Source organism: Desulfacinum infernum DSM 9756 (assembly GCF_900129305.1).
Taxonomy (GTDB): domain Bacteria; phylum Desulfobacterota; class Syntrophobacteria; order Syntrophobacterales; family DSM-9756; genus Desulfacinum; species Desulfacinum infernum.
In genome coordinates, this window is sequence record NZ_FQVB01000006.1 from 25,214 (window position 1) to 51,788 (window position 26,575).

23 protein-coding genes are annotated in these 26,575 nt (G+C 62.5%); 16 read left to right on the top strand and 7 right to left on the bottom strand.

What is annotated here, in order from left to right; translation table 11 throughout:
- Positions 1-4: 4 nt before the first annotated feature.
- The 12 genes from nusA to BUB04_RS03200 all read left to right on the top strand — a co-directional run bounded on the left by nusA (position 5) and on the right by BUB04_RS03200 (position 13,227).
- Positions 5-1,465 (top strand): transcription termination factor NusA, encoded by a 1,461-nt coding sequence (nusA, locus tag BUB04_RS03145; protein WP_073036874.1) that lies wholly within the window; start codon positions 5-7, stop codon positions 1,463-1,465.
- Between the two features lie 2 nt (positions 1,466-1,467).
- Complete coding sequence (locus BUB04_RS03150) at positions 1,468-1,785, top strand: YlxR family protein (RefSeq protein ID WP_073036877.1); 318 nt, start codon at positions 1,468-1,470, stop codon at positions 1,783-1,785.
- A 60-nt stretch (positions 1,786-1,845) separates the two neighbouring features.
- Positions 1,846-4,755, top strand: coding sequence for a translation initiation factor IF-2 (infB, locus tag BUB04_RS03155; RefSeq protein ID WP_084076065.1), 2,910 nt, complete (start codon positions 1,846-1,848; stop codon positions 4,753-4,755).
- 289 nt (positions 4,756-5,044) lie between these two features.
- On the top strand, positions 5,045-5,338 hold the full coding sequence (locus BUB04_RS03160) for a DUF503 domain-containing protein (RefSeq protein ID WP_245795112.1): 294 nt from the start codon (positions 5,045-5,047) through the stop codon (positions 5,336-5,338).
- A gap of 20 nt (positions 5,339-5,358) precedes the next feature.
- A complete protein-coding gene (gene rbfA / locus BUB04_RS03165) occupies positions 5,359-5,706 on the top strand; it encodes a 30S ribosome-binding factor RbfA (protein ID WP_073036882.1) in 348 nt (115 codons plus the stop codon).
- Complete coding sequence (locus tag BUB04_RS03170; RefSeq protein ID WP_073036884.1) at positions 5,699-6,706, top strand: DHH family phosphoesterase; 1,008 nt, start codon at positions 5,699-5,701, stop codon at positions 6,704-6,706. Before rbfA ends, BUB04_RS03170 begins: the two co-directional genes overlap by 8 nt.
- Positions 6,703-7,677, top strand: coding sequence for a tRNA pseudouridine(55) synthase TruB (truB, locus tag BUB04_RS03175; protein ID WP_084076067.1), 975 nt, complete (start codon positions 6,703-6,705; stop codon positions 7,675-7,677). Before BUB04_RS03170 ends, truB begins: the two co-directional genes overlap by 4 nt.
- A 30-nt stretch (positions 7,678-7,707) precedes the next feature.
- Positions 7,708-7,977 (top strand): 30S ribosomal protein S15, encoded by a 270-nt coding sequence (gene rpsO / locus BUB04_RS03180; RefSeq protein ID WP_073036886.1) that lies wholly within the window; start codon positions 7,708-7,710, stop codon positions 7,975-7,977.
- A 47-nt stretch (positions 7,978-8,024) separates the two neighbouring features.
- Positions 8,025-10,124: a polyribonucleotide nucleotidyltransferase gene (gene pnp, locus BUB04_RS03185; RefSeq protein ID WP_073036888.1), complete on the top strand. Its 2,100-nt coding sequence runs from the start codon at positions 8,025-8,027 to the stop codon at positions 10,122-10,124.
- A 10-nt stretch (positions 10,125-10,134) separates the two neighbouring features.
- Positions 10,135-11,421: a M16 family metallopeptidase gene (locus BUB04_RS03190; RefSeq protein WP_073036890.1), complete on the top strand. Its 1,287-nt coding sequence runs from the start codon at positions 10,135-10,137 to the stop codon at positions 11,419-11,421.
- A 74-nt stretch (positions 11,422-11,495) separates the two neighbouring features.
- A complete protein-coding gene (locus tag BUB04_RS03195; RefSeq protein ID WP_073036892.1) occupies positions 11,496-12,329 on the top strand; it encodes an MBL fold metallo-hydrolase in 834 nt (277 codons plus the stop codon).
- The gene (locus BUB04_RS03200) at positions 12,292-13,227 is read left to right on the top strand and encodes a universal stress protein (protein WP_073036894.1); all 936 of its coding nucleotides are present in this window, start codon (positions 12,292-12,294) and stop codon (positions 13,225-13,227) included. Before BUB04_RS03195 ends, BUB04_RS03200 begins: the two co-directional genes overlap by 38 nt.
- Before the next feature lie 424 nt (positions 13,228-13,651).
- On the opposite strand, the gene secF is transcribed toward BUB04_RS03200, so the two are convergent.
- The 6 genes from secF to BUB04_RS03230 form a co-directional block, all read right to left on the bottom strand.
- Entirely contained in the window at positions 13,652-14,725 is a 1,074-nt protein-coding gene (gene secF / locus BUB04_RS03205) for a protein translocase subunit SecF (protein WP_073036895.1), read from the bottom strand.
- A 42-nt stretch (positions 14,726-14,767) separates the two neighbouring features.
- Positions 14,768-16,357: a protein translocase subunit SecD gene (secD, locus tag BUB04_RS03210; RefSeq protein ID WP_073036897.1), complete on the bottom strand. Its 1,590-nt coding sequence runs from the start codon at positions 16,355-16,357 to the stop codon at positions 14,768-14,770.
- Positions 16,358-16,517: 160 nt separating this feature from the next.
- Positions 16,518-16,871 carry a preprotein translocase subunit YajC gene (gene yajC / locus BUB04_RS03215; RefSeq protein WP_073036899.1) on the bottom strand — a complete coding sequence of 118 codons (354 nt, stop codon included), beginning with the start codon at positions 16,869-16,871 and terminating at the stop codon, positions 16,518-16,520.
- Between the two features lie 87 nt (positions 16,872-16,958).
- The gene (tgt, locus tag BUB04_RS03220) at positions 16,959-18,116 is read right to left on the bottom strand and encodes a tRNA guanosine(34) transglycosylase Tgt (protein WP_073036901.1); all 1,158 of its coding nucleotides are present in this window, start codon (positions 18,114-18,116) and stop codon (positions 16,959-16,961) included.
- A complete protein-coding gene (queA, locus tag BUB04_RS03225) occupies positions 18,097-19,152 on the bottom strand; it encodes a tRNA preQ1(34) S-adenosylmethionine ribosyltransferase-isomerase QueA (RefSeq protein ID WP_073036903.1) in 1,056 nt (351 codons plus the stop codon). The genes tgt and queA overlap by 20 nt, the downstream gene beginning before the upstream one ends.
- A complete protein-coding gene (locus tag BUB04_RS03230) occupies positions 19,153-19,350 on the bottom strand; it encodes a DUF2065 domain-containing protein (protein ID WP_073036905.1) in 198 nt (65 codons plus the stop codon).
- A 137-nt stretch (positions 19,351-19,487) separates the two neighbouring features.
- On the opposite strand from BUB04_RS03230, the gene alr reads away from it, so the two are divergent.
- The 3 genes from alr (at position 19,488) to BUB04_RS03245 (ending at position 23,266) form a co-directional block, all read left to right on the top strand.
- Positions 19,488-20,621: an alanine racemase gene (gene alr / locus BUB04_RS03235; protein ID WP_073036907.1), complete on the top strand. Its 1,134-nt coding sequence runs from the start codon at positions 19,488-19,490 to the stop codon at positions 20,619-20,621.
- A 60-nt stretch (positions 20,622-20,681) separates the two neighbouring features.
- Complete coding sequence (gene argS / locus BUB04_RS03240) at positions 20,682-22,355, top strand: arginine--tRNA ligase (RefSeq protein WP_143156332.1); 1,674 nt, start codon at positions 20,682-20,684, stop codon at positions 22,353-22,355.
- 197 nt (positions 22,356-22,552) lie between these two features.
- Positions 22,553-23,266, top strand: coding sequence for an SPOR domain-containing protein (locus BUB04_RS03245; protein ID WP_143156333.1), 714 nt, complete (start codon positions 22,553-22,555; stop codon positions 23,264-23,266).
- A 224-nt stretch (positions 23,267-23,490) separates the two neighbouring features.
- On the opposite strand, the gene BUB04_RS03250 is transcribed toward BUB04_RS03245, so the two are convergent.
- On the bottom strand, positions 23,491-24,627 hold the full coding sequence (locus BUB04_RS03250; protein ID WP_073036910.1) for a GNAT family N-acetyltransferase: 1,137 nt from the start codon (positions 24,625-24,627) through the stop codon (positions 23,491-23,493).
- Between the two features lie 187 nt (positions 24,628-24,814).
- Here BUB04_RS03250 and BUB04_RS03255 point away from each other — a divergent pair, with 187 nt between their 5' ends.
- On the top strand, positions 24,815-26,194 hold the full coding sequence (locus tag BUB04_RS03255; RefSeq protein ID WP_073036912.1) for a dipeptidase: 1,380 nt from the start codon (positions 24,815-24,817) through the stop codon (positions 26,192-26,194).
- Positions 26,195-26,575: the final 381 nt, after the last annotated feature.

A 26,575-nucleotide genomic window follows, 5' to 3' on the forward strand; every position in this document is an offset into this window, starting at 1 on the left:
GATTATGGAGAGGGAACCACTGAAGCGGTTGGTCGACCAGGTGAGCCGTGAAAAGGGGATCGACCGTGCCGTTCTGATCGAGACCTTGGAAGAGGCCGTCAAATCGGCCGTCAAGAAGCGCTACGGGTCCAAGATCGACGTTGAGGTGAGCTTCAACGAAGAGTTCGGGGAAATGGAGGCCTTCCTTTTCAAGGAAGTGGTGGAGACGGTCAGCGACCCGGACAAGGAGATCTCCCTGGAAGAGGCGCAAGCGTTGGATCCCGAAAGCCAGATCGGCGACGAGCTGGGCATTCGCATGGATACGGACACCTTGGGCCGCATCGCCGCCCAGTCCGCCAAGCAGGTGATCATCCAGAAGATGAAGGATGCCGAAAGGGAGGCCACGTACGAAGAGTACAAGGACCGCAAGCGCGAGATCATCAACGGCATTGTCCAGCGGGTGGACCGCTCCGGGATCATCGTCAACCTGGGCCGCGCCGAAGCCATCCTGCCCGTCAAAGAACAGATCCCGCGGGAGATCTACCGTCAGGGCGACCGCATCCGCGCCTACATCCTGGACGTGAAGAAGATCAGCAAGGGCCCGCAGATCATCCTGAGCCGCACCCATCCGGACTTTCTCATCCAGCTCTTCCGCATGGAGGTGCCGGAGGTGGCCGACGGGACGGTGAGCATTCTGGCGGCGGCCCGGGAGCCGGGGTCCCGCGCCAAGATCGCCGTCGTGTCCCGCGACCCGGACGTGGACCCGGTGGGAGCCTGCGTGGGCATGAAGGGATCGCGTGTCCAGGCGGTGGTCCAGGAGCTGAGGGGAGAAAAGATCGACATCGTTCCCTGGAACATGGATCCCGCCAAGTTCGTGGTGAACGCCCTGGCCCCGGCCATCATTACCAAGGTCATCATCGACCAGGCCAACAAGAGCATGGAGGTGGTGGTTCCGGACGACCAGCTGTCCCTGGCCATCGGAAGACGCGGCCAGAACGTGCGACTCGCTTCCAGGATCACCGGATGGCACATCGACGTGAAGAGCGAGTCGCGTTATGAACGCCAAAAGCAAGCGGGCTATCAGTCGCTGCTCTACATCGACAGCCTGACCGAAGAAATGGCCGACCGCCTCTACGAGGCGGGCATCACCTCCCTGGAAGAGTTTTGCGAGGCCGGTCTGGAAGAGCTTCAGTCCCTCACGGATCTTTCGGAAGCGGCACTGGCCGCCATGCAGGCGCAGGCCAGGGAGCTCCTGGAGTCGGGATTCGACCCCCACGCCGAGTGGGAAGAGGAAGCGGATGCCGTCCCGGAGTCGTGGGAAGAAGCGGAAACCGATGCCGAAGAGGCAGTGGAAGACTACGGAGACCAGGGACCTGCGGAGACGGCGGAGGCCCCTTCCCGTGAGGACGACGCCTCGGCGGCGGATGTCCCCACAGATGAGTCGGGCGGGTTATCCGAAACCACGGAAAACGAGGGCCGCAACTGAGTGTGGGGCGAGCGGGTCACATCCCTTACAGAACCTGCCTGGTTTGCCGATCCCGCCGGCCCAAGGCGTCGCTCCTTCGTCTCGCGGTGGACGATCGGGGCGAGGTGGTTCCGGACCCGCGCCAGGACAGGCCGGGACGGGGCGCCTATGTGTGCAGCGCGTGCCTGGGGCGGCTCACCTTCGATCGGCGTGTGCAGCGCGCCTTCCGAGGCCGGGCGGTTCGTTTTTCCCGGACCCTGGAAGGTTGGATGGAAGACCGGGACGGGACGCCCGCAGACGGAGGCTTTCGGGAGGAAAAACCACCATGTGTGCGTAGATGAATCGATACGGGCCGCCGGGCGGCTTGGATGAAGAGTATTTGGACATAGGGGGACGGTTGCATGGCACGAGTCAGGGTGCACGAATTAGCAAAAGAATTGGACATGAACAGCAAGGAGCTCATTGAGCGGATTCTGAAACTGGGGATACCGGTCAAGAACCACATGAGCGCCTTGAGCGATTCGGCGGTGGCCAAGATCCGCGACCATCTGCAGGGCGGAACGCAAGAGCAGGTGGAGGAAAAACGAATCGGCCGTCGCGTCATCCGCCGCAGAAAGAAGGCGGAAGAGCCGGAGCCTGTTGCGGCCGAAGCGCGGCCCGAGGTGGAGGTGTCCGCTGAGGCGCCGGCCGTGCAGGGACCCGATCAGGAAGAGCCGGCAACCCCGAAGATGGAGGCGCCCCAACCCGCGGAAGCCGCCGAGGAAGCTCCCAAGGTCCCCGAGGAGGCTCCAGTTGCGGAAGCCGCCCAACCGGAAGCCCCTGCTCCGGAAGCGCCTGTCACAACCGAAGCCCCTGCAGCCCCCCCCACTGCAGAGGCCCACGAAGCCGCCGCGCCCGCGCACCCCGAACCCATCGCCCCCCAACTCCCGGAAACCGAGCCCGCCCCCTCCCCGGCGGAGGCCGCCGAGCAGCCGGCGGGACATCCCCCGGAGGAAACCGTGCCCGAGCCCCCAACAGCTGCTGCAGAGACGGTAACGGAGTCCTTGCCCGAGCAGGCGGAGGCCGCCCCGGAAGCCGAGCCCGTTTCCGAACCCACCCTCGCGGAGGACGAAGAGGAAGTCCCCGCGGCCGAGGAGGTGAAAAAGGGTGTGGAGGAAGAAGAGGAAGAGGAGCCGGGCAAGAAGAAAAAGGCCAAGCGGCGCCGGCGCAAGAGACGAAAGGACGAACCGGCCAAGATCATCCGACTGCCGGACCTGGTGCCGGGAGAGCCCGAAGAGGAGCCCGAGATCCCGGTTCCCGCGGCCCGATTCGTTCCGGACGAACAGGTGAGTCGCGAGCCCTTGCGCAAGAAACGGGCCCGGGACGATGAGGAAGTGGGGGCCGGCAAACGCCCGCGCCGGGTCCGTAAGGAAGTGGTGAGCCGCGAAGACCTTTACAGCAAGAAGGAACTGAGGGCCCAGGCGGAAAGAGGTCGGGGAGTTCCCAAGAAGGGCGAATCCAAGGACGCCCAGAAGCCCGTCGCGACGGTGCCCAAAGCCGCCAAGCGACGCATCAAGATCGATGAGGCCATCACGGTGGCCAACCTGGCCAAGCAGATGGGCGTCAAGGCCACGGAAATCATCAAGAAGCTTCTCCTTCTGGGGCTGCCGGCCAACATCAACCAGGCCATCGACTTCGACACCGCGGCCCTGGTGGCCTCCGAGTTCCAGTATGAAGTGGAAAAGGCCGGATTCGAGGAGGAAGACATCCTGCAGGCCGCTGAAGACAAGCCCGAAGACCTGAAGCCGCGTCCGCCCGTGGTCACCGTCATGGGACACGTGGACCACGGAAAGACCTCCCTGCTGGACGCCATCCGCCACACCAACGTCATCGACGGAGAAGCCGGCGGCATCACCCAGCACATCGGCGCCTACTTCGTGGAACTGGACGGACGACACATCACGTTCCTGGACACGCCCGGCCACGAGGCCTTCACGGCCATGCGCGCCCGCGGTGCCAAGGTCACGGACCTGGTCATCCTGGTGGTGGCCGCCGACGACGGCGTCATGCAACAGACGGTGGAAGCCATCAACCACTCCAAGGCCGCGGGCGTGCCCATCATGGTGGCCATCAACAAGATCGACAAGCCCAACGCCAACGTGGACCGGGTCAAGCGAGAGTTGGCCGAACACGGTCTGATCCCCGAGGAATGGGGAGGCGATACCACCATGGTGGAGATTTCGGCCAAGAAACGCATGGGCATCGAAGATCTCATGGAGATGGTGCTGCTCCAGGCGGAACTTTTGGAGCTCAAGGCCAATCCCGAAAAGCCGGCCAGGGGCCGGGTCATCGAGGCCAAGCTGGACAAGGGGCGGGGCCCCGTGGCCACCGTCTTGGTCCAGGAAGGCACCCTGCGCGAAGGCGACGTTTATGTCTGTGGCACCTACTTCGGTCGTGTGCGCAGCATGTTCGACGACAAGGGCCGGCGCATCTCCGAGGCCGGCCCCTCGGTGCCCGTGGAAGTTCTGGGTCTTTCCGGCGTTCCCAATGCGGGTGACGATTTCGTCGTCTTGCCCGACGAAAAGCAGGCCAAGCTGGTGGCCGAGCACCGCCAGTTGAAGCAGCGGGAAAAGGAGCTGACCCGAACCACCAAGGTGACCCTGGAGCGGCTCTACGAACAGATTCAGGAAGGCCAGATCAAGGAAGTGAACGTCATCCTGAAGACCGACGTGCAGGGCTCTCTCGAGGCCATTCGGGACTCGCTCCTCAAGCTCTCCACGCCGGAGGTGAAAGTCTCCCTCATCCATGCGGGAACCGGTGCCATCTCGGAAAGCGACGTCATGCTGGCCTCGGCGTCCAACGCCATCATCATCGGGTTCAACGTGCGGGCCGACGCCAAGGCGCAGGAGCTGGCCGAGCAGGAACAGGTGGACATCCGCTACTACGACGTCATCTACCAGATCCTCAACGACATCAAGGACGCCATGGTGGGCCTCCTGGAGCCGGAATACGAGGAGCAGATCATCGGCCGCGCCGAAGTGCGCCAGACGTTCCACATCTCCCGGATCGGCACCGTGGCCGGCTGCTACGTCACCGACGGCAAGATGGAACGCAACGCCAAGGTGCGGCTCATCCGCGACGGCGTGGTGGTCTGGGACGGCAAGCTGGCCTCCCTGAAGCGCTTCAAGGACGACGCCCGGGAGGTGAAGGCGGGCTTCGAGTGCGGTCTCACCATCGAGAATTTCAACGACATCAAGGTGGGCGACCAGATCGAGGCCTACCAGATGGTGGAGGTGAAGCCGACCTTGGAATCGGGGGAATCGGAAGGCTAGGAGGCTGTCGGAAAACGTCGCGGATGATCTCCTTTTTCGTAGCGCAGCCCTTTAGGGCTGCGGAAAAAACCCCGAACGTTGGATGGGCCATCGCGTATTTCCCATCACTTCATGAAGTTACGATGGCCCTTTCCGCGGGGCAGAAGCCCCGCGATTACGAAAAGAGTGGCCAGAGCCCGGGCTCTTGTTTCGGAGAGCCATTGTTGGACAGGCTCTTGGGAAGCTGTCCTGAAATTGACAACTTCGCCGCTCCCGCGGTGACGGGAGTCTCTACCCAAAGGAAACGCCCATGTCGGTGACCGTGGGGATCGCCCGGGTGACCTTCAGGCTCCATGACAACCATTCCTTGAAGGGCAAACGGAAGGTGGTCAAGAGCCTGATCGAAAAGAGTCGACACCGCTTCCAGGTTTCCATCGCCGAGGTGGACGACTTGGACGTGTACCAGCGGGCGACGCTGGGAGTGGCCGTTATCGGCAACAATTCCCGTGTCCTCAACTCCGTGCTGGATCGGGTCATCGATTACATGGAGTCTTTGGGGCTGGCGGACCTGGAGGACTCCGACATTGAACTGATCTCCCTTTGAGCGGAGGTCTGCGAGGAACCATGGAATACAAGAGAGCGGATCGCGTGGCGGACGTGCTCCAGAGGACCATTGCCGAGCTGTTGTACCGGCGCGTCCGAGATCCCCGACTGACCAAGATCACCATCACAGGCGTGGAACTGACCGACGATCTGCGGCACGCGCGGGTCTTCTACTGCATGGTGGGCACGGATTCGGAAAAGGACCTGGCGGCGGCAGCCTTGGCTAAGGCGGCCCCTTTCATCCGCCGGGAAGTGGGCAAGCGGGTCCACCTGAAGTATCTGCCCAGCTTCACCTTCTCCTACGACGAATCCTTCGACTACGGAGAAAAGATTGAGCGGCTTTTGCGTGAGTTGCGCGACGATGAGTGAGACCGGCCTGTCCGTACTGAACGACATCCAACAGGTGATCCGGCGTGCCACGCGACTGGCCGTGGCCACCCACGTCCGCCCGGACGGCGATGCGGTCGGAGCCCTGCTCGCCACCACCACTCTGCTACGGAAACTGGGCAAACAGGCCGACGCCTATTGCCAGGACCCTCCCCCGCCGGGCCACGACTTCCTGGAAGGAGTGGAATCGATCCGGCACCTGTGGGATGCGGGCGCCGCCTACGATGCGGCGATCCTGGTGGACTGCGGAGAGTTCCAACGGGTCGGCGAAGACCTGGCCCGAAAGATCGCCGAAGTCCCCGTACTGGTGAACATCGATCATCACATGAACCACGATCCCTTCGGCACCGTGGCATGGGTGGACCCACAGGCCAGCAGCACCTGCGAAATGCTGTACGTGCTGTGTCGGCATGTGGGCGTGGAAGTGGACAAGGCCCTGGCCGGGCAGCTTTACACGGGGATCCTCACCGATACGGGATCCTTCCGCTTTTCCAACACCACCCACCAGGTGCTGACCATCGCCGCGGATCTGGTGGCCCGCGGGGCCGACCCCGCCTTCATCGCCGGTCGGATCTATGACTCTGCATCCCCCGGGCGCCTGCACCTCTTGGCCAGGGTTCTGAACACCGTGGAGTACCATGCGGATGACCGCTTGGCCACGGCGGAACTGACCCAGGCCATGTTCCGCGAGACCCGCACCGGCCGCGAAGACGCCGAAGGGTTCATCAACCATCTACGCAGCGTCAAGACGGTTCTCATGGCCATCCTTTTCCGGGAGGACCCGGACCAGATAGTCCATGTGAGCCTCCGGTCCAAGGACCCCGTAGATGTGGCGGCTTTCGCCCGCACTTACGGAGGCGGAGGACACCGGCACGCCGCAGCGTTTAGAATGGAGGGAGGCCTGGACCGTGTTCGAAAAGCCGTGAGCCAAGCAGCCGTGGCCCTCCTTGAACGCACGGCCCCGGGAAAGCCGATGCCATGACGTACGGAACGGAAACCGGAATGCCGGACAAGTCCGTCCCTCGCCCCCCCCGCAGGGAATCCCTTCCCAGCGGCGTTCTACTGGTGGACAAACCCGAGGGGTGGACGTCCCACGACGTGGTGTATCGGCTGAGAAAGTGGTTCCGCTGGAAGAAGGCCGGTCACTGCGGGACCCTGGATCCTTTCGCCACGGGGTTGCTGGTGGTTTGCGTCAACGACGCCACCCGCATCGTGGATCAACTGGTGGGACACGAGAAGGGATATCGGTTTTCCATGCAGCTGGGCGTGGAGACGGACACCCTGGACCGAACCGGCCGGGTAACGGCCCGCTACCAGGGGCCTCCGGTGAAAGAAGACGCCCTGCTGGAGGCGATCCGAGCCTTTCAAGGCCCGCAGGTCCAGAAGGTCCCCAAGTATTCGGCCGTCAAGGTGGGCGGCCGGCGTCTCTACGAATGGACCCGGGCCGGCCGGGAAGTGGAACAGCCGAAACGGGAGGTGGTGATTCACCGGCTGGAAGTGATCCGATACCGGTGGCCGGAAGTGGACTGCGAGATTTTTTGTTCCAAAGGAACTTATGTAAGGCAGTTGGCGGCGGATGTGGGGGCCCGGCTCGGCTGCGGCGCCCACGTCACCGCTCTTCGGCGGACGGCCAGCGGCCCGTTCGCCGTGGAAGACGCATTGTCCTTGGAAACGCTCAAAGGTTGGCGCGGCGCGATGGAGTGGACCTCCCATCTCATCCCCCTCCATGCGGCCCTTTCCCATCTGCCTGCTTTGGTGATCGATGACCCGACCCTACGGGATCAGCTGCAAAGCGGACATCTGTCCGACCAATGGCTGGATACCCATGCGGCGGTTGTGGAAGGACAAACCGGCCCTGTTCGCCTGATGGGCTCCGACAACGTGCTGCTGGCCCTTTGGTGGCCCGCCGCCCGGCCCGGAGAGCGTCGTCTGAGGGTTTTTCACCAACCATGAAGCCACATCAACACAAAAGGAGGAACAACCGTGGTTCTGACGCCTGAAAGGAAAAAGGAGATCATCGAAGATTTCAAGATCCACCCCTCGGACACGGGTTCGCCCGAAGTGCAGATTGCGCTCCTGAGCGAGCGGATCAACTATCTCACGGAGCATTTCAAGGTCCACAAGAAGGACCACCATTCGCGGCGCGGCCTCTTGAAACTGGTCGGTCAGAGGCGCCAGCTGCTCAACTACCTGAAGAAGAAGAACATCGACCGCTACCACACTCTGATCGAACGCTTGGGTCTGCGCCGCTAAGGCGAGGAATTTATTGAGTTCGACGGAGCAAATAGAGGAAGTCATCTATGAAAAAGTCAGTGCAAGTGGAAGTGGGCGGACGCCCGCTGATTCTGGAAACCGGCCACGCCGCCCGGCAGGCCAGCGGCTCGGTCTTCGTGCGCTACGGAGACACGGTGGTGATGGTGGCGGCCGTCAAGGAGGATCGAGTGCGCGAGGGCATCGACTTCGTCCCCTTGATGGTCGAATACCAGGAGATGAGCTACGCTGCGGGTCGCATTCCCGGGGGCTTCTTCCGCCGAGAGGTGGGACGCCCCAGTGAAAAAGAGACCCTCACCTCGCGCCTCATCGACCGCCCCATTCGGCCCCTCTTTCCCAAGGGCTATTCCTACGAGACGCAGGTGATCGCCACGGTTCTTTCCGTGGATCAGGAAAACGAACCCGACGTGGCCGCCATGACCGGGGCGTCGGCGGCCCTGCACATTTCCAACATCCCCTTTGCCGGCCCCATCGCCGCGGTGCGCGTGGGCCGCGTGGACGGCCGGTTCGTGATCAATCCCAGCGCCGCTCAACTGGAACAGAGCGACATGAACGTGGTGGTGGCCGGCAGCCGGGACGCCGTGATGATGGTGGAGGGCGGAGCCCAGTTCGTCACAGAAGACGACATGTTGGAAGCCATCGACCTGGCCCACAAGGCCATCCTGCCCATCCTGGATGCCCAGGATGAACTGCGCCGCCTGGTGGGCAAGCCCAAGGACGAAGTGACAGCGCCGGTCGTGGACGCCGCCCTGGAGGAAACCGTTCGAAGGTCGGCCGCCGATGAAATGGCCCAGGTGATGACCATCGCCGACAAACTCGAACGCAAGAACGCCAAGAAGGCCCTGAAGCAACGGGTCCTGGAGGCGGTGGCCGAGCAGTTTCCGGAACAGATCAAGGATGCGGAACACGTCCTGGAAACCCTGGAAAAGGAAACCGTCCGGGGCATGATGGTGCGAGAAAAGCGCCGCATAGACGGTCGGGCCTTCCACGAGATCCGCCCGCTCGCCATCGAGGTGGGCCCGCTGCCCCGCACCCACGGCTCCGCCCTCTTTCGCCGAGGCGAGACCCAGGTCCTGGCCGTGACCACCCTGGGTTCTTCCAGCGATGAGCAGAAAATCGAGGCGCTGACCGGGGAGACCTTCAAGTCCTTCATGCTTCACTACAACTTCCCACCCTACTGCGTGGGGGAAGTCCGTCCGCTGCGCGGCCCGGGCCGGCGGGAAATCGGCCATGGAGCCTTGGCCGAACGCGCCGTCAAGCCCATCCTGCCGTCCAACGGGGAATTTCCCTACACCATCCGGGTGGTGTGCGAGGTGTTGGAGTCCAACGGATCCAGTTCCATGGCCTCCGTGTGCGGTGCCTGCCTGTCTCTCATGGATGCGGGCGTGCCCGTTTCGGACATGGTGGCCGGTATCGCCATGGGCCTGGTGAAGGAAGGTGACGATTTCATCATCCTCTCGGACATCCTGGGAGATGAGGATCACCTGGGGGATATGGACTTCAAGGTGACCGGAAACGAACGGGGCATCACCGCCATCCAGATGGATGTGAAGATCCCGGGAATCACCCGCGAGATCATGACCCGGGCTCTGGCTCAGGCCCGCGACGGCCGCCTCTACATCCTGGGCAAGATGCGCGAGGTCATTTCCGAACCGCGTTCCGAACTGTCCCCCTACGCGCCCAGGATGGAAACCATCCAGATCAACCCGGACAAGATCCGGGACGTGATCGGGCCGGGCGGCAAGGTGATCCGCTCCATCGTGGCCGAAACCGGAGCCAAGATCGACATCGAGGATTCCGGCCGGGTGGTCATCATGAGCCCGGACAAGGAGGCCTGCCAGAAGGCCATCGACAGGATCAAGGCCCTCACCCAGGAACCCGAGGTGGGCGAGGTCTACATGGCCCGGGTGACCAAGGTGACGGACTTCGGCGCCTTCGCCGAGATCCTGCCCAACACGGAAGGACTCATCCACATCTCCCAGCTGGACCACAAGCGGGTGCAGAAGGTGACGGATGTGGTCAAGGAAGGCGATGAGGTCCTGGTCAAGGTCATCGACATCGACCGGGAGGGAAGAATCCGCCTGAGTCGAAAGGCCGTTCTGGGAAAACCGGAAGGGCGAAAGAACTAGAGAGGCCGCCTTGGTTCAAAAAACGACGCTGTCCAACGGCATCCGCATCGTGACGGAGCAGATTCCATTCGTCCATTCCGTTTCCATGGGCATCTGGGTAAATGTGGGTTCCCGGGACGAATCGGAGCCGGAGCGAGGGATCACCCACTTCATCGAGCACATGCTCTTCAAGGGCACCGAACGGCGATCCGCTCTCGATATCGCCAAGGAGCTGGATGCCGTGGGCGGCTTCGCCAACGCCTTCACATCCAAGGAAAACGTCTGTTTTCATGCCAAGGTCCTGGACACCCACCTCCCTCTGGTGGTGGATGTCCTGACCGATATCTTTCTCCATTCCACGTTCGCACCCGACGAGATGGATCGGGAGCGCCAGGTGATCCTCCAGGAAATCAGCATGATCGAGGACTCCCCGGAGGATCTGGTCCACATCCTTTTCCAGGAGGAATTTTGGAAAAACCATCCCTTGGCCAACCCCATCTACGGGACCCCGGAGACGGTCCAGGCATTGGACCGCGGGATGGCCATGGATTACATGGTTCGGCAGTTCCGCCCCGGAAAGATTGTGGTGGCCGCCGCCGGCAACCTGGAACACGACGCCTTTGTGGAACTCCTGGCCCCGGCGTTGAACAACCTGAATCATTCCGGATCCCCCGCCCCAAGGCACTCTCCGGTACTCCACCCCCACCGACAGGTGGTGACCAAGGATCTGGAGCAGGTGCACCTGTGCCTGGGCTTTCCGGGATGCTCCCATTCCGATCCCGGAAGGTTCTCATGCCATGTCCTGAACGTGGTGCTTGGAAACAGCATGAGCAGCCGCCTTTTCCAGGAAGTCCGGGAAAAGCGCGGGCTGGCCTACTCCGTGTACTCGTTTGTCAACTCCCACGAGGACACGGGCCTGATGGGCGTCTACGCCGCCGTGGCCCCTTCTCAGGTGGAAGAAACCTTGCGGGTGATCCAGGACCAGATGGCCCGGATCGCGGCGGAATCCATCACGGAAGCGGAACTGAGCGCCGCCAAGGAGTATCTCAAGGGCAGCATGTACCTGAATGCGGAAAGCACCGATTCGCGCATGAACCGGCTGGCCAAGAACGAAATTGTTTTCGGACGCCACATTTCCTTCCGGGAAGTGGAGAAACAGATCGACGGCGTGACCACCGAGGATGTGCGTCGCTGGTTTGAGGGCGCCTATCGCCCGGAAGTGATCGCCGTTACCCTGCTGGGTCCGGTTTCCGAGGATGTTCTTGACCGGTGCTTTCCCGCCGTCCCGACCGCGGCAGCGACGGAATCTTCCCGATAAGGCCCCCATAAGGCCGGCGGCCGTTTGCCGGGGCGGTTCTGGAACCGCCAGGTTCGGATTGTTGTGAGGAACGCATGCCCCTTTTCTTCCAGGTTCTCGCCAGCGGTTCCAAAGGAAACGCCATCCTGGCCGGCACCGGCTCCACCTGCATCCTCCTGGACGCCGGTCTGAGCGGCAAGGAGATCGAACGGCGCCTGGCCGAAAGTCCTGTTTCCCCCAAGGACGTTCAGGCTCTGGTGGTCAGCCATGAACACAACGACCATGTGCGGGGTATCGGAGTCCTCAGCCGCCGCTACGATCTGCCCGTCTTTTTGACCCGGGGCTGCCTGGAAGCCCTGCCCTCGTCCGTGGGCGAGCTGGCCCACAGGAACCTCATTCAGCCGGGACGCTCTTTCGCCATCGGGGATCTGGTCATCCACCCTTTCGCGCTCTCCCACGATGCGGCGGACCCCGTGGGATTCATCCTGGAACATGGCGGGTTTCGTTTGGGTATCTGCACCGACTGCGGAACCGCCACCCAGCTGGTACGCACCCGCCTGCAGCATTGCCATGCCCTGGTGCTGGAAGCCAACCATGATACCGACCGGCTGATCCACGGTCCCTACCCGTGGCATCTCAAACAGCGCATCCGAAGCCGCCATGGGCACCTGAGCAACGAGGACAGTTGCCAATTGCTTGAGCAGATCCACCATCCCGGACTCCAGGTGGTGGTCTTGGCCCATCTCAGCGAAGTGAACAACCACCCCGATCTAGTCAAAGAAACGTTGCGCAACCGCCTGGTTCCTGCCATCCTGGATACGACCCGATTCGAAGTGGCCATGCAGAACGAACCGTCCGCCGTCTGGCACATCCACACGACAGGAGGTGACCATGGAACCGTTACCGAAGGCCTTTCTCCTGCCCATTGACGATTCGGAAGATTCCCTGAGGCCCATTCGCTTCCTCACGAGCCTCTACCCGGAGCGATCCCACATCAGCCTCACCCTCCACTACCTGATGCCTCCCTTGCCGCCCGTTTACAAGGAAAAGGACCGCACGGAAGCCCAGATCGCTCAAAAGAAAGCCTTCGTACAGGCGCGCGAGGAGGCCGCGCGGAAGGCCTGCCAGCGCGCCAAGAAGGTTCTGGTGGAGTCGGGATTCTCCGAGGAGGTCATCCACGAGTTCGTGCAGGAAAAGGAACTGAGCGTGGCCCACCATGCCTGTCGTCTGGCCGACATCAAACGGGTGGACGCCGTGGTGATCCAAAAGCAGACCAGTTCCCGTCTGGAAGGATTCCTCAAGGGCGATCACACGTCCGCCTTGCTGCACCACTGCCTAGTGAGCCCCATCTGGTTTGTGGACGACGAAACCGACCCGTCCAAGGCCGTGGTCTGCCTGGCGGACAACGATCCCTCCCTGCGGGCCCTGGACCATGCACTCTTCATGCTGGAAGAGACTCCCACTCTCATCGAGATCGTCCATTTTTCCAGGAAGGCATCCCGTCCCCTTGTTTCCGCCCTGGACCCGCTGGACCCCGATCTCGCCCAGTGGCTTCGGACCAGCGGCACGGGCTACGGCCCGTTTTTCGCCAAAGCGCGCGAGACGGCGCTCGCTTCCGGAGTGGCCCCGGAGCGGGTCCACATATCCGTGCAGCCCAGCCGGGGAAAGCTTCCCAACGAAATTCTTTCCTATGCCAATAGAGCGGGTGCGGGGATCGTGGTACTCGGCCACGGCGGATCCGGAGGCACCTGGGGATTTCTCAAGAGCTCCATCACCAAGCGGATCCTCACCGACTTTCGTCATCAGGCCGTCTGGGTCAACCAGTAATCGGCCATCACAAAAGTCCGACCGCGCTGTAGGGGCGAAAGATCTTTCGCCCCTACACAGGGAGAAGTCCAGGAGCATGGGGAAATCGCAATTCCCCGCCAGCGCCCTGGGAGACGGCCCGAAAACGCCGGCCATGACCGCTTTTCTCGTCGCGCAGCCCTTGCGGGCTGCGGAGGAATCCCCGAACGTCGGACGGGCCCATCGGGTACCGCCTGTCACTTCATTGCGTCAGGATGGTCTCCTTCCGCGGGGCCGAAGCCCCGCGGCTACGACTGAAGAGGTCGGGGACCTTGTCGTTTGATTCAGGAAACTTGTTCTCGGAAAGCCGAGGGGGTGGGGATCGGTGTGATGCCGGCAGGAGCGGTTCACAACCGCCCCCGCACGAAGCGCTGCCGAGAGACTCAACGCCTTGGCGTCCAAGGCTTCACGCCCGGGCGGTGCGGCGGCGTTTGGCGCGTCCTTCCGCGGCCCAGTCTTCGTAAAGGATCAGAAGGGGGCTGGCCACGAAAATGGACGAATAGGTACCCACCACCACGCCGATGAGCAGTGCGAAGGCGAAATCGTGGATCACCGTGCCGCCCAGAACGAACAGGCAGACAATCACCAGCAAGGTCGTTCCCGACGTGAGGATGGTCCGGCTGAGGGTCTGGTTGATGCTCCGGTTCACGAGCCCTTTGAAGTCTTCCCGCCGCGACGCCCGCAAGTTTTCCCGGATGCGGTCGAAGACGATGATGGTGTCGTTGAGCGAATACCCTACGATGGTGAGCAGGGCGGCCACGATGGTCAGGGAGAATTCCTTGTTGGTAAGCGCAAAAGCGCCCAAGGTGATGAGCACGTCGTGGATCAGGGCCAGCACCGCCGCCAAGGCGTAGGGCAGACGCAAGACCCAGCAGAGCACCAGCGTGAGGAGCAAGGCTCCCACGATCAGGTAGGTGGTGGGCATGCCGATCAGCCGTAGCAGGTACACCCCCACCAACAGGCCGGCGGCCATGATCCCGCTGGTCCCCCATTTGAGCTCGAACCGCCCGGAGATGTAGAGCGCGATGAAGAGCAGGGCGTAGTAGATGGCCAGCAGGGCCTTCTGGCGCAAGTCCCGGCCCACCTTGGGGCCCACCATCTCCACGCGGCGGATGGACGCCTTGCCCTCCCCGTAGGCCTTGTCCAGGTGCTCCTGGACGGCCTGGCCCACGTTCTGGGTCTCGGTGCTCTTCACGTCCGCCCGCACCAGGAATTCGTTGTCTTCCCGGGCCCCCACCTGCTGGATGGCGCTTCGACCGATCCCCAGGTCCTTGAGCGCGTCCCGGATCTGCTCGGGCGTGGTGCTCTGTTCAAACTTGACCTGGACCAGCGTGCCGCCGGCGAAGTCCACGCCCAGGTTCAGGCCGCCGCGCCACACCAGAGCGGCCAGACCCAGGAGAATCACCGCCACCGACAGCGTGATGGCCTTGAAACGCATGCCCACGAAATTGATGTTGATGTCCGGCTTGATGATTTGCATGGTCTTCGTCTTCTTCTCCCTCTCGTACCCCACATGGGCCGGTTAGATGCTGATGGAGCGAACCCGCCTCTTGACCAGCAGGTAGTCGAAGATGAGCCGCGACACGATGATGGCCGTAAAAAGGCTCGCCACGATACCAATGCTCAAGGTCACCGCAAAGCCTTTCACCGGGCCGGTTCCGAACTGGAACAGAACCACGGCGGCGATCAGCGTGGTGATGTTCGCATCCAGGATGGTCAGCGTGGCCCGACCGAAGCCGGCATCCACGGCCGCGCGAGGTGTTTTCCCAAGGCGCAGCTCCTCCCGGATGCGCTCGAAGATGAGCACATTGGCGTCCACCGCCATGCCGATGGTCAGGATGATACCCGCGATGCCCGGCAGCGTGAGGGTCGCCTTGAAGGCCGCCAGCGCGGCCATGATGAGCACCACGTTCAGGACCAGGGCCACGTTGGCGATGACCCCGGACACCCGATAATACACCATCATGAACAACAGGATCAGCACGGATCCCACCACCATGGAGAGAAAGCCCTGGCGGATGGAGTCAGCTCCCAGGGAGGGACCCACGGTGCGTTCTTCCAAGATCTTCACGGGGGCCGGCAGGGCGCCTGCCCGGAGCACGATGGCCAGGTCCCTGGCTTCCTCCATGGTGAAGGATCCCGTGATGCTGGCCCGCCCCCCGCCGATCTTTTCCTGGATAACCGGGGCCGAGTAGACCACGCCGTCCAACACGATGGCCAGCCGCTCCTTCACATGCTCCCCGGTGATCCGTTCAAACAGACGGGCGCCCTGGGGATCGAATTCCAGGGCCACGTAGGGCGTGTTGTATTGGGTATCGATGCGAACGTTGGCGTTGGTGATGTATTCGCCCGTCATGAGCGTCCGGTCCTTGAGGGCGATCCGGGTCTCGAAGGTTCGGCCTGTGTTGGGATCGAAGCGCTTCATGGGATAGGCCTTCACACCCGGCGGCAGGGACTTGGCGTCCGGATCCACCCCCTCGGCCACCAGCTTGAATTCCAACAGGGCGGTCTTTCCGATGAGGTCGATGGCCCGCTGCGGGTCCTTCACTCCGGGAAGCTGCACCAGGATGCGGTCCTCTCCCTGAGGACGGATATCCGGTTCGCTCACGCCGAACTGGTCGATACGGTTTCGAATGGTCTCCAGGGCCTGCCTCACGGCCAGATCCCGAATGTGGGCGGCTTCCTTGTCGGAGATGCGGCAGACCACGGTGGCACCGTCCTGTTCCGTCGTGGCCGCCACCCAGTCCAGGATCGGGAAGTCCTTCTCAATAAGAGTCTTCAAAGAGCCCACCGCGGTCCCGTCAGCCAGTTCCACCCGGATATCCCAATCCTTGGTGCGCTGGACGGTCCGGAAGGGGATCCGCTCGGTGCGCAAGGTTTCCTTCAGCTCGTCCACCAGGCGCTCCGCCGTGGTGCGCACCGCCTCGTCCGCTTGCACTTCCAGTACCAGATGCATGCCTCCCTGGAGGTCCAAACCAAGATGGATCTTGTCGTTGGGCAGGGTTTCCTTCCACCACGCGGGCAAGGAAGCATTGAGAGACGGCAGCAGGTAGACGATTGCAACCAGCATGACCACCGCGATAAGAATGGCTCGCCACCGTAAGTCCTTCAATCCACGTCCTCCCTACTAAATCCTGAACCCTGAATCGGATACGGGTTGCGGGCGGCTCCCTCAAAAGAAGGCCGCACCGTAGAACAGGCCCCCCTGGAGCTCAAAAGACAAGATCGGCGCGTGCGCCGATCTTGTGGGATCCAAGCGAGGTTCCCGGCGTTTATTCGCCGTTTTCCGCCTTGTTTTCGCCCCGGCCGAGCAGAGCGGCGATGTAGCCCCGCTGGACCTTCACCCGGACCTTGTCGGCGATTTCCAGGGTCACCACGGAATCCGTCAGGCCCGTTATCTTTCCATGCAGGCCCCCTTGGGTGACCACGGTGTCTCCCTTTTTCAGGTTGGCCAACATGTTGCGGTGTTCCTTCTGCCGTTTCTGCTGGGGTCGGATCAACAGGAAATAGAAGATGACCACCATGAGGATCAGGGGCGCAAAAGCCGCCAGTCCGCCTCCTGCCGCCTGGCCTCCGCCGCCTTGTCCTGCCGTACCCATTGCATAAGCTACACTGACAAAATCCATTGATTCCTCCATTCGATCTTCACTGCTCGACCAAAAACCACGTCCATTTGGCTAATCGAACCCTTAAACGATATTTTTCGTGTCTTGTCAATCTTCCTGCCGGGTCTCTTGGCGTCGCGCATAGAAGCGGCGGCGCCACTGGGAAAAGGCTCCTTTCTCCAGGCTTTCGCGCATCTCGGCCATGAGGCCCAGATAGTAGTGCAGGTTGTGAATCGTGTTCAATCGATAGGCCAACAGTTCCCGCGCCATGAACAAATGCCGGAGGTAGGCCCTGGAAAAGTTCCGGCACGTGGTGCAGCCGCAGCCCTCTTCCACGGGGCGCGGATCGTCGGCATACCGGGCGTTCTTGATCTGGATGGATCCCCAGGAGGTGAAGAGCATGCCGTTTCGCGCGTTTCGGGTGGGCATGACGCAGTCGAACATATCCACGCCACAGCGCACGCCTTCCACCAGGTCCTCCGGCGTCCCCACGCCCATGAGATACCGAGGCTTGCCGGCAGGCAGAGCGGGCGTCACCTCTTCCAAGACCGCCAGCATCTCCTCCTTGGGTTCCCCCACGGACAGGCTCCCGATGGCATACCCGGGAAGGTCCAACGCCGCCAACTCTTCCAGGCACGCCCTCCGAAGATCCAGGAAGGTACCGCCCTGGACGATCCCAAAGAGCGCCTGGTCCTCCCGGCGATGGGCTTCCAGACACCGCCTGGCCCATCGCACCGTCCGCTCCATGGACGCCTTGGCGTATTCGTAGGTCACGGGATAGGGCGTGCATTCATCGAAGCACATGGCGATATCCGATCCCAGGGCCTCCTGGATCTGAACGGATTTTTCGGGCGTGATCACGTGGCGGGAACCGTCGATGTGGGACTGGAAGGCGACGCCCTCCTCGTCGATGGTGCGGATCTTGGCCAGGCTGAAAACCTGAAATCCACCGCTGTCCGTCAGGATGGAACCCCGCCAGCCCATGAACCGATGGAGCCCGCCCAGGCGTGCGATCCTTTCCGCTCCGGGCCGAAGGTAGAGATGGTAGGTATTGCCGAGAATGATCCGGGCCCCCAGCTCCTCCAGTTCCTGGGGAGTCAGGCTCTTGACCGTGCCCTGGGTCCCCACGGGCATGAAGACGGGGGTTTCCACCACCCCGTGAGAGGTGCGAAAGCGCCCCCGACGGGCGGCAACCTCCTTGTCCCGGCAGATGATTTCGAAGTGCACCGATTTTCCTTTCCAAAGATTAGAAGATGAGCATGGCATCACCGTAGCTGAAGAACCGGTAGCGCCGTTCCACCGCCTGCCGATAGGCGTCCAGGATCTTTTCCCTGCCCGCAAAGGCGGAAACCAGAAGGATGAGCGAGGTCTTGGGCAGATGGAAGTTGGTGATGAGAGCATCCACCACCCGGAACCGGTAGCCGGGATAGATGTAATGGCGGCAAAGGCCCGCCCAGGCCCGGATCCCGCCGCACTGCTCGGCCACCCATTCCAGGGTGCGCACCACGGTGGTCCCCACGGCCACGACCCGCCGACCTTGGGATTTCGCAGAAGCCACGGCCTCGGCCGCCTCGGGCGAAATCTCCGCATACTCGGCGTGCATGGTGTGCCGGCGGATATCCCGAACTCGAATGGGCGCAAACGTCCCGTACCCCACGTGCAGCGTGAGCCGTGCCGTCAGGACTCCGCGGCTTTCCAAATCCCTTAGAAGATCTTCCGTGAAATGCAGCCCCGCCGTGGGAGCGGCCACGGCCCCCGGGCGGCGGGCATACACGGTCTGGTAATCGCGCCGGTCCTCTTCCCGCTGCACGTGGTTTTCCCTCTGAATGTAGGGCGGCAGCGGGATCCGGCCCCACTTCTCCAGGGCGTCCAGGAGATCCGGACAGCGAAAGAGCACCTGTGCCTGCCCGTCCACCGGATCGGATGCGATCGTGGCCTCCAGGGCGTCTTCCAGGAGGAGGCGCATCCCCTTCCGCGGGGGCTTGGACGCCTTGACGAGACAGGCGTAGCCTTCCCGCATGCCCGTTTCCGGATCCTTGTAGGGATCCAGGACCAGCAGCTCCACGCGTCCCCCGGTCTCCTTCCGCCCCAGCAGCCGCGCGGGCACCACCCGCGTGTCGTTCACCACCAGCAGGTCTCCGGGCCGGAGGTATTCCTTCAGATCCGAAAAGAGCCGGTGTTCCACGGTCCCCGTCCGCCGGTTGAGAACCAGAAGACGACAGGCGTCCCGGTTGGGATCGGGATGCTGAGCCACCAGTTCCTGGGGGAGTTCGTAATCATAATCTTCCAAGTTGTAGACCATTCAGGGCCCTCCGTACCGACGGCCCAGATAGACGAGTCCCAATCCCACCGCCATGAGAGCGCCGCCCCAAAACCGCAACTGGTCGGAAGGGAGCTTGGCGATGTGCTCCAGCCACTGCTTGATCCGGTCCGGAAAGGCCGCATAGGGGAGGCCTTCCAGAAAACAGACAAGCCCCAATGCCGTGAGAAGGTAGTCCATACGGGTCCGCCCTTTGACTTGCAATCCGCTTGAATTTCTTGGCAATCGAGCGCCGATGCCCTATCATAGCTGACCTGTTTTGTAAAGATTCTCCATGGGCATGGACCGGAAACGGCAAAGGCGAAACGGAGGCTTCGGTGGCGCTCAACTGGGTGGAAATCGATCTGGCAGCCCTGCGGCACAATTTTCAGCAGGCAAAAGACAGGGTATCCAAGGACACGGCACTCCTGGCGGTGGTGAAATCGGATGCTTACGGGCATGGGATGGTCCCGGTGGCACGGGAGTTGGCGGCCATGGGTGCCCGGTTTTTCGGTGTGAGCAAGTTCTGGGAAGCCATGGCCCTGCGGGAGGCGGGCATCACCCAGCCCATCCTGGTGCTCGTCGGCATTGAGCCCGCGGATGCGGAGGAAGCCGTCCGCCAAGGGATCCGGCCGGCCCTCTACCGGCTCGATCATGCCGAGATGTTGAACGACGCCGCGCGGAGAATGCAGACCAAGGCCAAGGTTCACGTAAAGGTGGATACGGGCATGGGACGGCTCGGCGTGCCCCCGGGCTCCCTGGAATCGTTCCTGGAAGGATTGTGGCGCCTCCCGCATGTGGAGGTGGAAGGGGTCTTTTCCCACTTCGCCACGGCCGACGAGCGGGACAAGAGCTACAGCGCTCTGCAGATGGAACGATTTTCCCAGGCGTTGGATCTCTTCCGAAGAAAGAGGATCCCCCTTACCTACGCCCACATGGCCAACAGCGCCGGAACCCTGGACCTGCCCGGCGCCCACCACCAGCTGGTGCGGCCCGGCATCATGCTCTACGGATCCCCTCCCTCCTCCGACCTCCATCACCCGGCGGATCTGAAGCCGGTCATGAGCCTCAAGGCCCGGGTGGTGCAAGTGAAAAGCGTCCCGCAGGGACATCCCATCGGCTACGGAAGAACGTTCACCACCCCCCATGCGATGCGGATCGCCACCGTTCCGGTGGGCTACGACGACGGCCTTCCGCGCCTGCTATCCAACAAAGGCTCGGTCCTCATCCGGGGCCGACGCGCCCCCATCGTGGGCCGTGTGTCCATGAACATGATCACCGTGGACGTGAGCGCCGTGCCGGACGCGCACGAAGACGACGAAGTCGTGGTGTTGGGAAGCCAGGGGACGGAACGGATCACCGCCGATGAGATCGCGTCCCTCTGCGGCACCATCAGCTATGAGATCTACTGCAGCATGGGCAAGAACCCTCAACGCGTCTTCCTCAACGCGAGCACCGGCCTTGCATCTTGATCCGGGCGGGTCTATAAAGCGTCTCCTTGTCACCACGTACCGAACAGGAGGACCCAACACATGGCATTGATTCGCGAACGACTCACGCATATGCTCCACCAGGCCGTCAAGGACCTGCTTCTGGAATCCGGCATTCAGAACGAGGAAGACCTGAAGGTGGAACTGGAGATCCCCAAGATCTCCGACCACGGGGATTACGCCACCAACACCGCCATGACTCTCACCAAGGTGCTGCGCCGCAACCCGCGGGAGATCGCCCAGGCGGTCATCGACAGGATGGAGGGCCGTGACGAGTTGCTGGCCCGGGTGGAGATCGCCGGCCCGGGCTTCGTCAACTTTTTCGTCCGGCCGGACGCCTGGGGGGAAGTGCTGAAGGACATCCACGAAAAAGCCGACGCCTACGGCGTGCAAAACTTGGGCAGGGGCAAGCGGGTCCAGGTGGAATTCGTGAGCGCCAACCCCACGGGGCCCCTTCACATCGGTCACGGGCGGGGAGCCGCCATCGGCGATGTGCTGGCCAACATTCTGCGCGCCTGCGGCTACCAGGTGGACAAGGAGTATTACATCAACGATGCGGGAAAGCAGATGCAGACCCTGGGTCGAAGCTTGTACCTGCGCTACCTGGAAGCCCTGGGCGTTCCCATCGATTTCCCAGACGACCACTATCGGGGCGATTATATGAAGGACTTGGCCCGTGAGGTGCTCGATCGGGAGGGAGACCGCTACAAGGACGTCCCCGAAGAGGAGGCCTTGCCCTTTTTCACGCGCTACGCCGGCGATCGCATCCTGGACGGCATCCGGGAGGACCTGGAAGCCTTCGGGGTGCAGCACGACATCTGGTTCAGCGAGCAGAGCCTGCACGATGCGGGAGAGGTGCAAAGGACCATCGAGGCCCTGGAACGAGCCGGCTACATCTACGAGCAGGACGGCGCCAAGTGGTTTCGCAGCACCGCCTTCGGCGATGAGAAGGATCGGGTGGTGGTGCGCGCCAACGGCATGACCACCTATTTCGCCGCCGACCTGGCCTATCATAAGAACAAGTACGAACGGAACTACGAGACGGTCATCGACATCTGGGGCGCCGACCACCACGGCTACGTGCCCCGCATGACGGCGGGCGTCCAGGCCCTGGGGCGAAAGGCGTCGGATCTTCGAATCATCCTGGTGCAGCTGGTCAACCTGCTGCGCGGAGGCAAGCCCGTGGCCATGTCCACCCGGGCGGGCGAATTCGTGACGCTTCGCGAAGTGGTGGACGAGGTGGGAAAGGATGCCGCCCGCTTCATCTTCCTCACTCGCCGCTCCGACAGCCCCCTGGACTTCGACCTGGAAGTGGCCAAGATGCAAAGCAACGACAACCCGGTCTACTACGTCCAGTACGCCCACGCGCGGCTGTGCAGCGTTTTTCAGGTGGCGCGGGAAAAGGGCGTCGCCTGCTCCTGGGACGTTCCGCCGGACCTGTCCCCGCTCCACCAGCCCAAAGAACTGGAACTGATGAAATTGCTCGGCGAATACCCCCAGGTGGTGGCTTCCGCAGCGGAACAACTGGAACCGCACCGGATCCCCTACTACCTGAGCGACCTGGTCTCCTGCTTCCACAGTTACTACAACCAAAACAGGATCCTGGGAGAAGACGAGGCGCTGACCCAGGCGCGCCTCTATCTGGCCGCCGCCGTTCGCATGGTCCTTCGCAATGCCCTGGGCCTGCTGGGAGTGAGCGCTCCGGAAAAGATGTAGACTTCAATCGGACGATTCTTTCTCATGGACAGGTCCTGAAGGGCGGGCGTAAAGCCCGCCCCTACAAAAGGGCACGGATCCGTTGCGTAGGGGCGGGGTTTATCCCCGCCCGCTAATCACGCGGTGTAAGAGACACCCGAAGAAAAAATCGCTCAGCTTAAGGTAGATCTTTCCACGATCCACGGCGAGGTGCCTCCATGGCCCGTAGCAAGGCGCACCCTTCAGGGGGAGGAACGAAAAAGGATTCGCCTCGCGCCCGATTGGTCCTGCAGTTGACCTTCGGCCAATGCGTGGTGTGCGCCCTGGTCTTCCTGGTATGCCTCGCCTGGATCTTCCTGGCGGGCGTTCTGGTGGGAAGGAGCAGCTCCCCCCATGGCGCTCCCGCCTCCTGGATGCCCAAGGGACTGGCCCATCTCATGGGCCTGGACCACACTCCCCCGGAACCCGATCCCAACGCCGCGGACACCTGGCTGCCGCCCGAAAAGATCCTGGAGGAGCTTCAGTTCGAAAAAACCCTGCCGGGGGTAGAGAAGTCGCAGGGAGGACCCTCTCCGGCACCCGCCGCCCGCCCGGAACCGGCTCCAGGGGTCGACTCCTCCGGTGGGGCCGAGCCCGCAGAAGTGGGTGAAGCCCCCGAATCGGGCCCGCCCGAGGGGGCTTACGTCTTAATGGTGGCCTCCATGCGCCGCCGGGAAAACGCTCTGTCCCTGGCCGACCGGCTGACCAAGAAGGGCTACCGACCCCAGGTGGAGAAGGTGTCCATGGGCGAAGGGGATCTCTGGTACCGGGTGACCCTGGGCTCCTTTCCGACCCGGGAGGAAGCGCTGGCCTTTGCCGCACGGTTCAACAGGGAGGAAAATCTGGAGGCCCTGGTCATCCAAAAAGAGGGACCCGCCGGCTCTTCTCCGTGACCAGCCACCCTCCGGCCACCGGCCTATAAGACCCATCCCCTTCCGCAGCCGTTCATGGCAACGATGGCTGAAGACCAGAAGAGCTGCAGGGGCGAAAGATCCTTCGCCCCTGCGGGCCGGAAGAGCTCGGTGTGAAGTCAACCTGCCCGCCCGAGCCCCGTGGCAATTTCAACCCCAGGCCGTCTCGGTCCCTGATGATACGCGAAAAAGGACCTTCCGCCCCGTCAGCGGGGGAGGCGGGAAGGAACCCCGCCCGTGGAGCCGCTGAGACGCCCGAGGATGGAATGGGCGAACCGAACTTCCTCATCTCCGTAGAACTTGATGTAGTGCTGGGCGGCGGCTTTGCCGAAGCCGCGGTACGTCTTGTGCTCCCCGCCGAATCCGGGATCGAACACGTGGATGCCCTCTTCGATGGCGTACCGGATCGGATGGTAGTAGCAGGTGGCGAAATGGAGGAAAGGAACGGAGCTGTAGGTTCCCCAGTAGCGGCCGTAGAGGAAGCCTTTCTTTCGGTAGAAGACGGCCAAGGCCAGCAGATCCCGGTCATCGCGGGCCGTGCAGAAGATGGTGCGGTGCCGGAACCTTTCCCCCAGCATCTGGAAGAAGCATCGATTCAGAAAGGGGGGAATGTCCTGCCCCATGTATTTGCGCCATGTGGTAATGTAGAGATCGTACATCCGATCGTAAAGGGAATCCGGCGCTTCGCGGCCTTCCAACATCCTCAGGCGGATTCCCTGGGACTTGATGTCCCGCAGCTCCCGCCGAATCTTGTGCCGGCGGCTGGACTTGAACGTCCGCAGAAAGTCGTCAAAGGATCCGTACCCCTTGTTGGTCCACAGGCAGTATTCGCTTCGTATCCCCACGTAGCCCTTCTGCAGCAAGACGTCGTGGACGCCTGGAGCGGAATCCACGAAGAAGTAGAACCGGGAGGTGGCAAAGCCGTGGGTTTCACAGATGAAATCAATGTAGTCGCTGAGGATGGCATAGACACGCCGCGGATCCCGACTCCTGCCGTAAAGTACCTTGTAGGCGGGAACGGGGGTCAACGGCACGGTGGCCATGAGTCCCACGTGGTAGCTGTGTCCCGTCAGTTCCGCGAGGAAGCGCAGGAGTCCTCCGTCACCGAATTCCACCCACGGCCGCAGACGCTCGTACATGGGGGCGATGGCCACCACCTCCTGCCCCTCGTAGGCCACCAGATGCCGCGGTCGAAAGCCTCTTTCCGGAGTCAGAACACCGGACTTTTCCAGACAATAGAGGTACTCCCACTCCATCATGGGAGGCGCGTTCCAGCAAAGACGGTTCCAGAGCACCGGATCCACGCGATCCACCCCGGAAACGATTTCGAACCGTACCGCCATTCCTTTCCTTTCTATGTGCGGGTCGTTCTGGGATGCCTGGGCCGATCCTAAATCACCCGGCCCATCCGGTCAACGCACGCACATCCCGTCTCCCGACGCAAAGCTCCTAGGATCCATCGGCAAAAGAGAGTATGCTGGGGGAGTATTTTGGCACATATCGAGAGAACTTTCGAAAGGAGCAGGCTTCATGACACTGACCGACATCTTTGAAAAGATAGACTCCAATCACAAACGATACGTTCAGGAACTGGTGGAGCTCCTTTCCATCCCCAGCGTGAGCACCTATTCTCGCCACAAGGGCGATGTGCAACGGGCCGGGGAATGGGTCGTGAACATGTGCCGGCGCTTAGGGATGGAGGCCCGCCTGTACCCCACTGCAGGCCACCCGGTGGTGTACGCCTCCCACTGCCCCCATCCCGACCGCCCCACCCTTTTGATCTACGGCCATTACGACGTGCAGCCGCCCGAACCTGTGGACGAATGGCTCACGCCGCCTTTCCAGCCCACCGTTCGGGACGGTTTCGTCTATGCCCGCGGCGCCAGCGATGACAAGGGCCAGTTCCTCACCTACCTGAAAGCCATTGAGGTGGTGATGGCCGTCCGGGGGGAGGTGCCCATCAATGTCAAGGTGCTGGTGGAGGGCGAGGAGGAGATCGGAAGCCCCCATTTGGGGGATTTCCTTCGCCGACACAAGGACCTGCTGAAGGCCGACGCCATTGCCATCTCGGACGGGTCCCAGTTCGCCCCCGATGTCCCCGCCATCACGTACGGCCTGCGAGGGCTTGCCTACTTCCAGTTGGACGTGACCGGGCCGAGGGTGGATTTGCACTCGGGAAGCTTCGGAGGGCTCGTGATGAATCCCATCCAGGCGCTCTCCGCCATCCTCTGCAGCCTGAAAGAGGGCGGGGACCGAGTGGCTGTTCCCGGCTTCTACGATGACGTGGCCGACATGGCCCCCTGGGAGCGCGAGGAGATGGAGTCGCTTCCACTGGACTTGGCCAACTTGAAGGAATACTTGGGGGTGGAAGTGCTCTGCGGCGAGGAAGGCTACAGCCCCATGGAACGCAAGACGGCCCGGCCCACTCTGGACATCAACGGGGTGTGGGGGGGCTTTGCAGGCGAAGGCGCCAAGACGGTGATCCCTTCCAAGGCGGGAGCCAAGGTGAGCATGCGCCTCGTCCCCAACCAGGATCCGGACAAGATCGCCGGGCTATTCCGGGCCCATGTGGCCAAGGTCTGCCCCCCGGGCGTCCAACTGAAAGTCACCCACCTGCATAGCGCCCAGCCGGTGCTGGTTTCCAGGGATCTTCCCCAGGTGCAGGCCGCCGCCCGTGCCATCCACACCGGGTTCGGCAAGGATCCCGTCTTCATCCGCGAGGGGGGGTCCATCCCCATCGTCAACCTCTTCCAGGAGGAGCTGGGCCTGGACGCCATCCTCCTCCTGGGGTGGGGCCGGCCCGACGATGGAGCCCACTCGCCCAATGAACGCTTCTCGCTGGAAGACTTCCGGAGGGGCATCCGATCCGCGGTGGCCCTCCTATACGAACTGGCCGGGGAAGGGGCGTAAGGAAGGGATTCATAAAGGCAAATGAACCTGTGGGGTAGGGCCGGGGTTCACCCACGCCCGCCAATCCCAGGGCGATGGCCGCACAGGGGCGCTTCGCGAACCGCCCCTACAGGAGCTTGTGCGAGAACGTTACGGACGACCGCTTCTCACGTAGCGCAGCCCTTTAGGGCTGCGCAAGATCCCCCGAACTTCGGATGGGCCATCGGGCTTACCGCCTATGATGTTATGAGGTTAAGACGGCACGTTCCCGCAGGGCTAAAGCCCCGCGCCTACGAAGCAAACGGGAATTCCCTTGTCTCACGAGCTGGAAGAACATTGTTGGACAGCCTCATAAAGGCAAATGAACCTGTGGGGTAGAGCCGGGGTTCACCCACGCCCGCC

What these genes read in the sequence shown, in the direction of transcription:
- nusA (WP_073036874.1), top strand. Translation starts at nt 5, where the DNA reads ATGGAGAGGGAACCACTGAAGCGGTTGGTCGACCAGGTGAGCCGTGAA.
- infB (WP_084076065.1), top strand. Translation starts at nt 1,846, where the DNA reads ATGGCACGAGTCAGGGTGCACGAATTAGCAAAAGAATTGGACATGAAC.
- BUB04_RS03160 (WP_245795112.1), top strand. Translation starts at nt 5,045, where the DNA reads ATGTCGGTGACCGTGGGGATCGCCCGGGTGACCTTCAGGCTCCATGAC.
- rbfA (WP_073036882.1), top strand. Translation starts at nt 5,359, where the DNA reads ATGGAATACAAGAGAGCGGATCGCGTGGCGGACGTGCTCCAGAGGACC.
- BUB04_RS03170 (WP_073036884.1), top strand. Translation starts at nt 5,699, where the DNA reads ATGAGTGAGACCGGCCTGTCCGTACTGAACGACATCCAACAGGTGATC.
- truB (WP_084076067.1), top strand. Translation starts at nt 6,703, where the DNA reads ATGACGTACGGAACGGAAACCGGAATGCCGGACAAGTCCGTCCCTCGC.
- pnp (WP_073036888.1), top strand. Translation starts at nt 8,025, where the DNA reads ATGAAAAAGTCAGTGCAAGTGGAAGTGGGCGGACGCCCGCTGATTCTG.
- BUB04_RS03195 (WP_073036892.1), top strand. Translation starts at nt 11,496, where the DNA reads ATGCCCCTTTTCTTCCAGGTTCTCGCCAGCGGTTCCAAAGGAAACGCC.
- BUB04_RS03200 (WP_073036894.1), top strand. Translation starts at nt 12,292, where the DNA reads ATGGAACCGTTACCGAAGGCCTTTCTCCTGCCCATTGACGATTCGGAA.
- secF (WP_073036895.1), bottom strand. Translation starts at nt 14,725, where the DNA reads ATGCAAATCATCAAGCCGGACATCAACATCAATTTCGTGGGCATGCGT.
- yajC (WP_073036899.1), bottom strand. Translation starts at nt 16,871, where the DNA reads ATGGATTTTGTCAGTGTAGCTTATGCAATGGGTACGGCAGGACAAGGC.
- tgt (WP_073036901.1), bottom strand. Translation starts at nt 18,116, where the DNA reads ATGCCATGCTCATCTTCTAATCTTTGGAAAGGAAAATCGGTGCACTTC.
- queA (WP_073036903.1), bottom strand. Translation starts at nt 19,152, where the DNA reads ATGGTCTACAACTTGGAAGATTATGATTACGAACTCCCCCAGGAACTG.
- BUB04_RS03230 (WP_073036905.1), bottom strand. Translation starts at nt 19,350, where the DNA reads ATGGACTACCTTCTCACGGCATTGGGGCTTGTCTGTTTTCTGGAAGGC.
- argS (WP_143156332.1), top strand. Translation starts at nt 20,682, where the DNA reads ATGGCATTGATTCGCGAACGACTCACGCATATGCTCCACCAGGCCGTC.
- BUB04_RS03245 (WP_143156333.1), top strand. Translation starts at nt 22,553, where the DNA reads ATGGCCCGTAGCAAGGCGCACCCTTCAGGGGGAGGAACGAAAAAGGAT.
- BUB04_RS03250 (WP_073036910.1), bottom strand. Translation starts at nt 24,627, where the DNA reads ATGGCGGTACGGTTCGAAATCGTTTCCGGGGTGGATCGCGTGGATCCG.
- BUB04_RS03255 (WP_073036912.1), top strand. Translation starts at nt 24,815, where the DNA reads ATGACACTGACCGACATCTTTGAAAAGATAGACTCCAATCACAAACGA.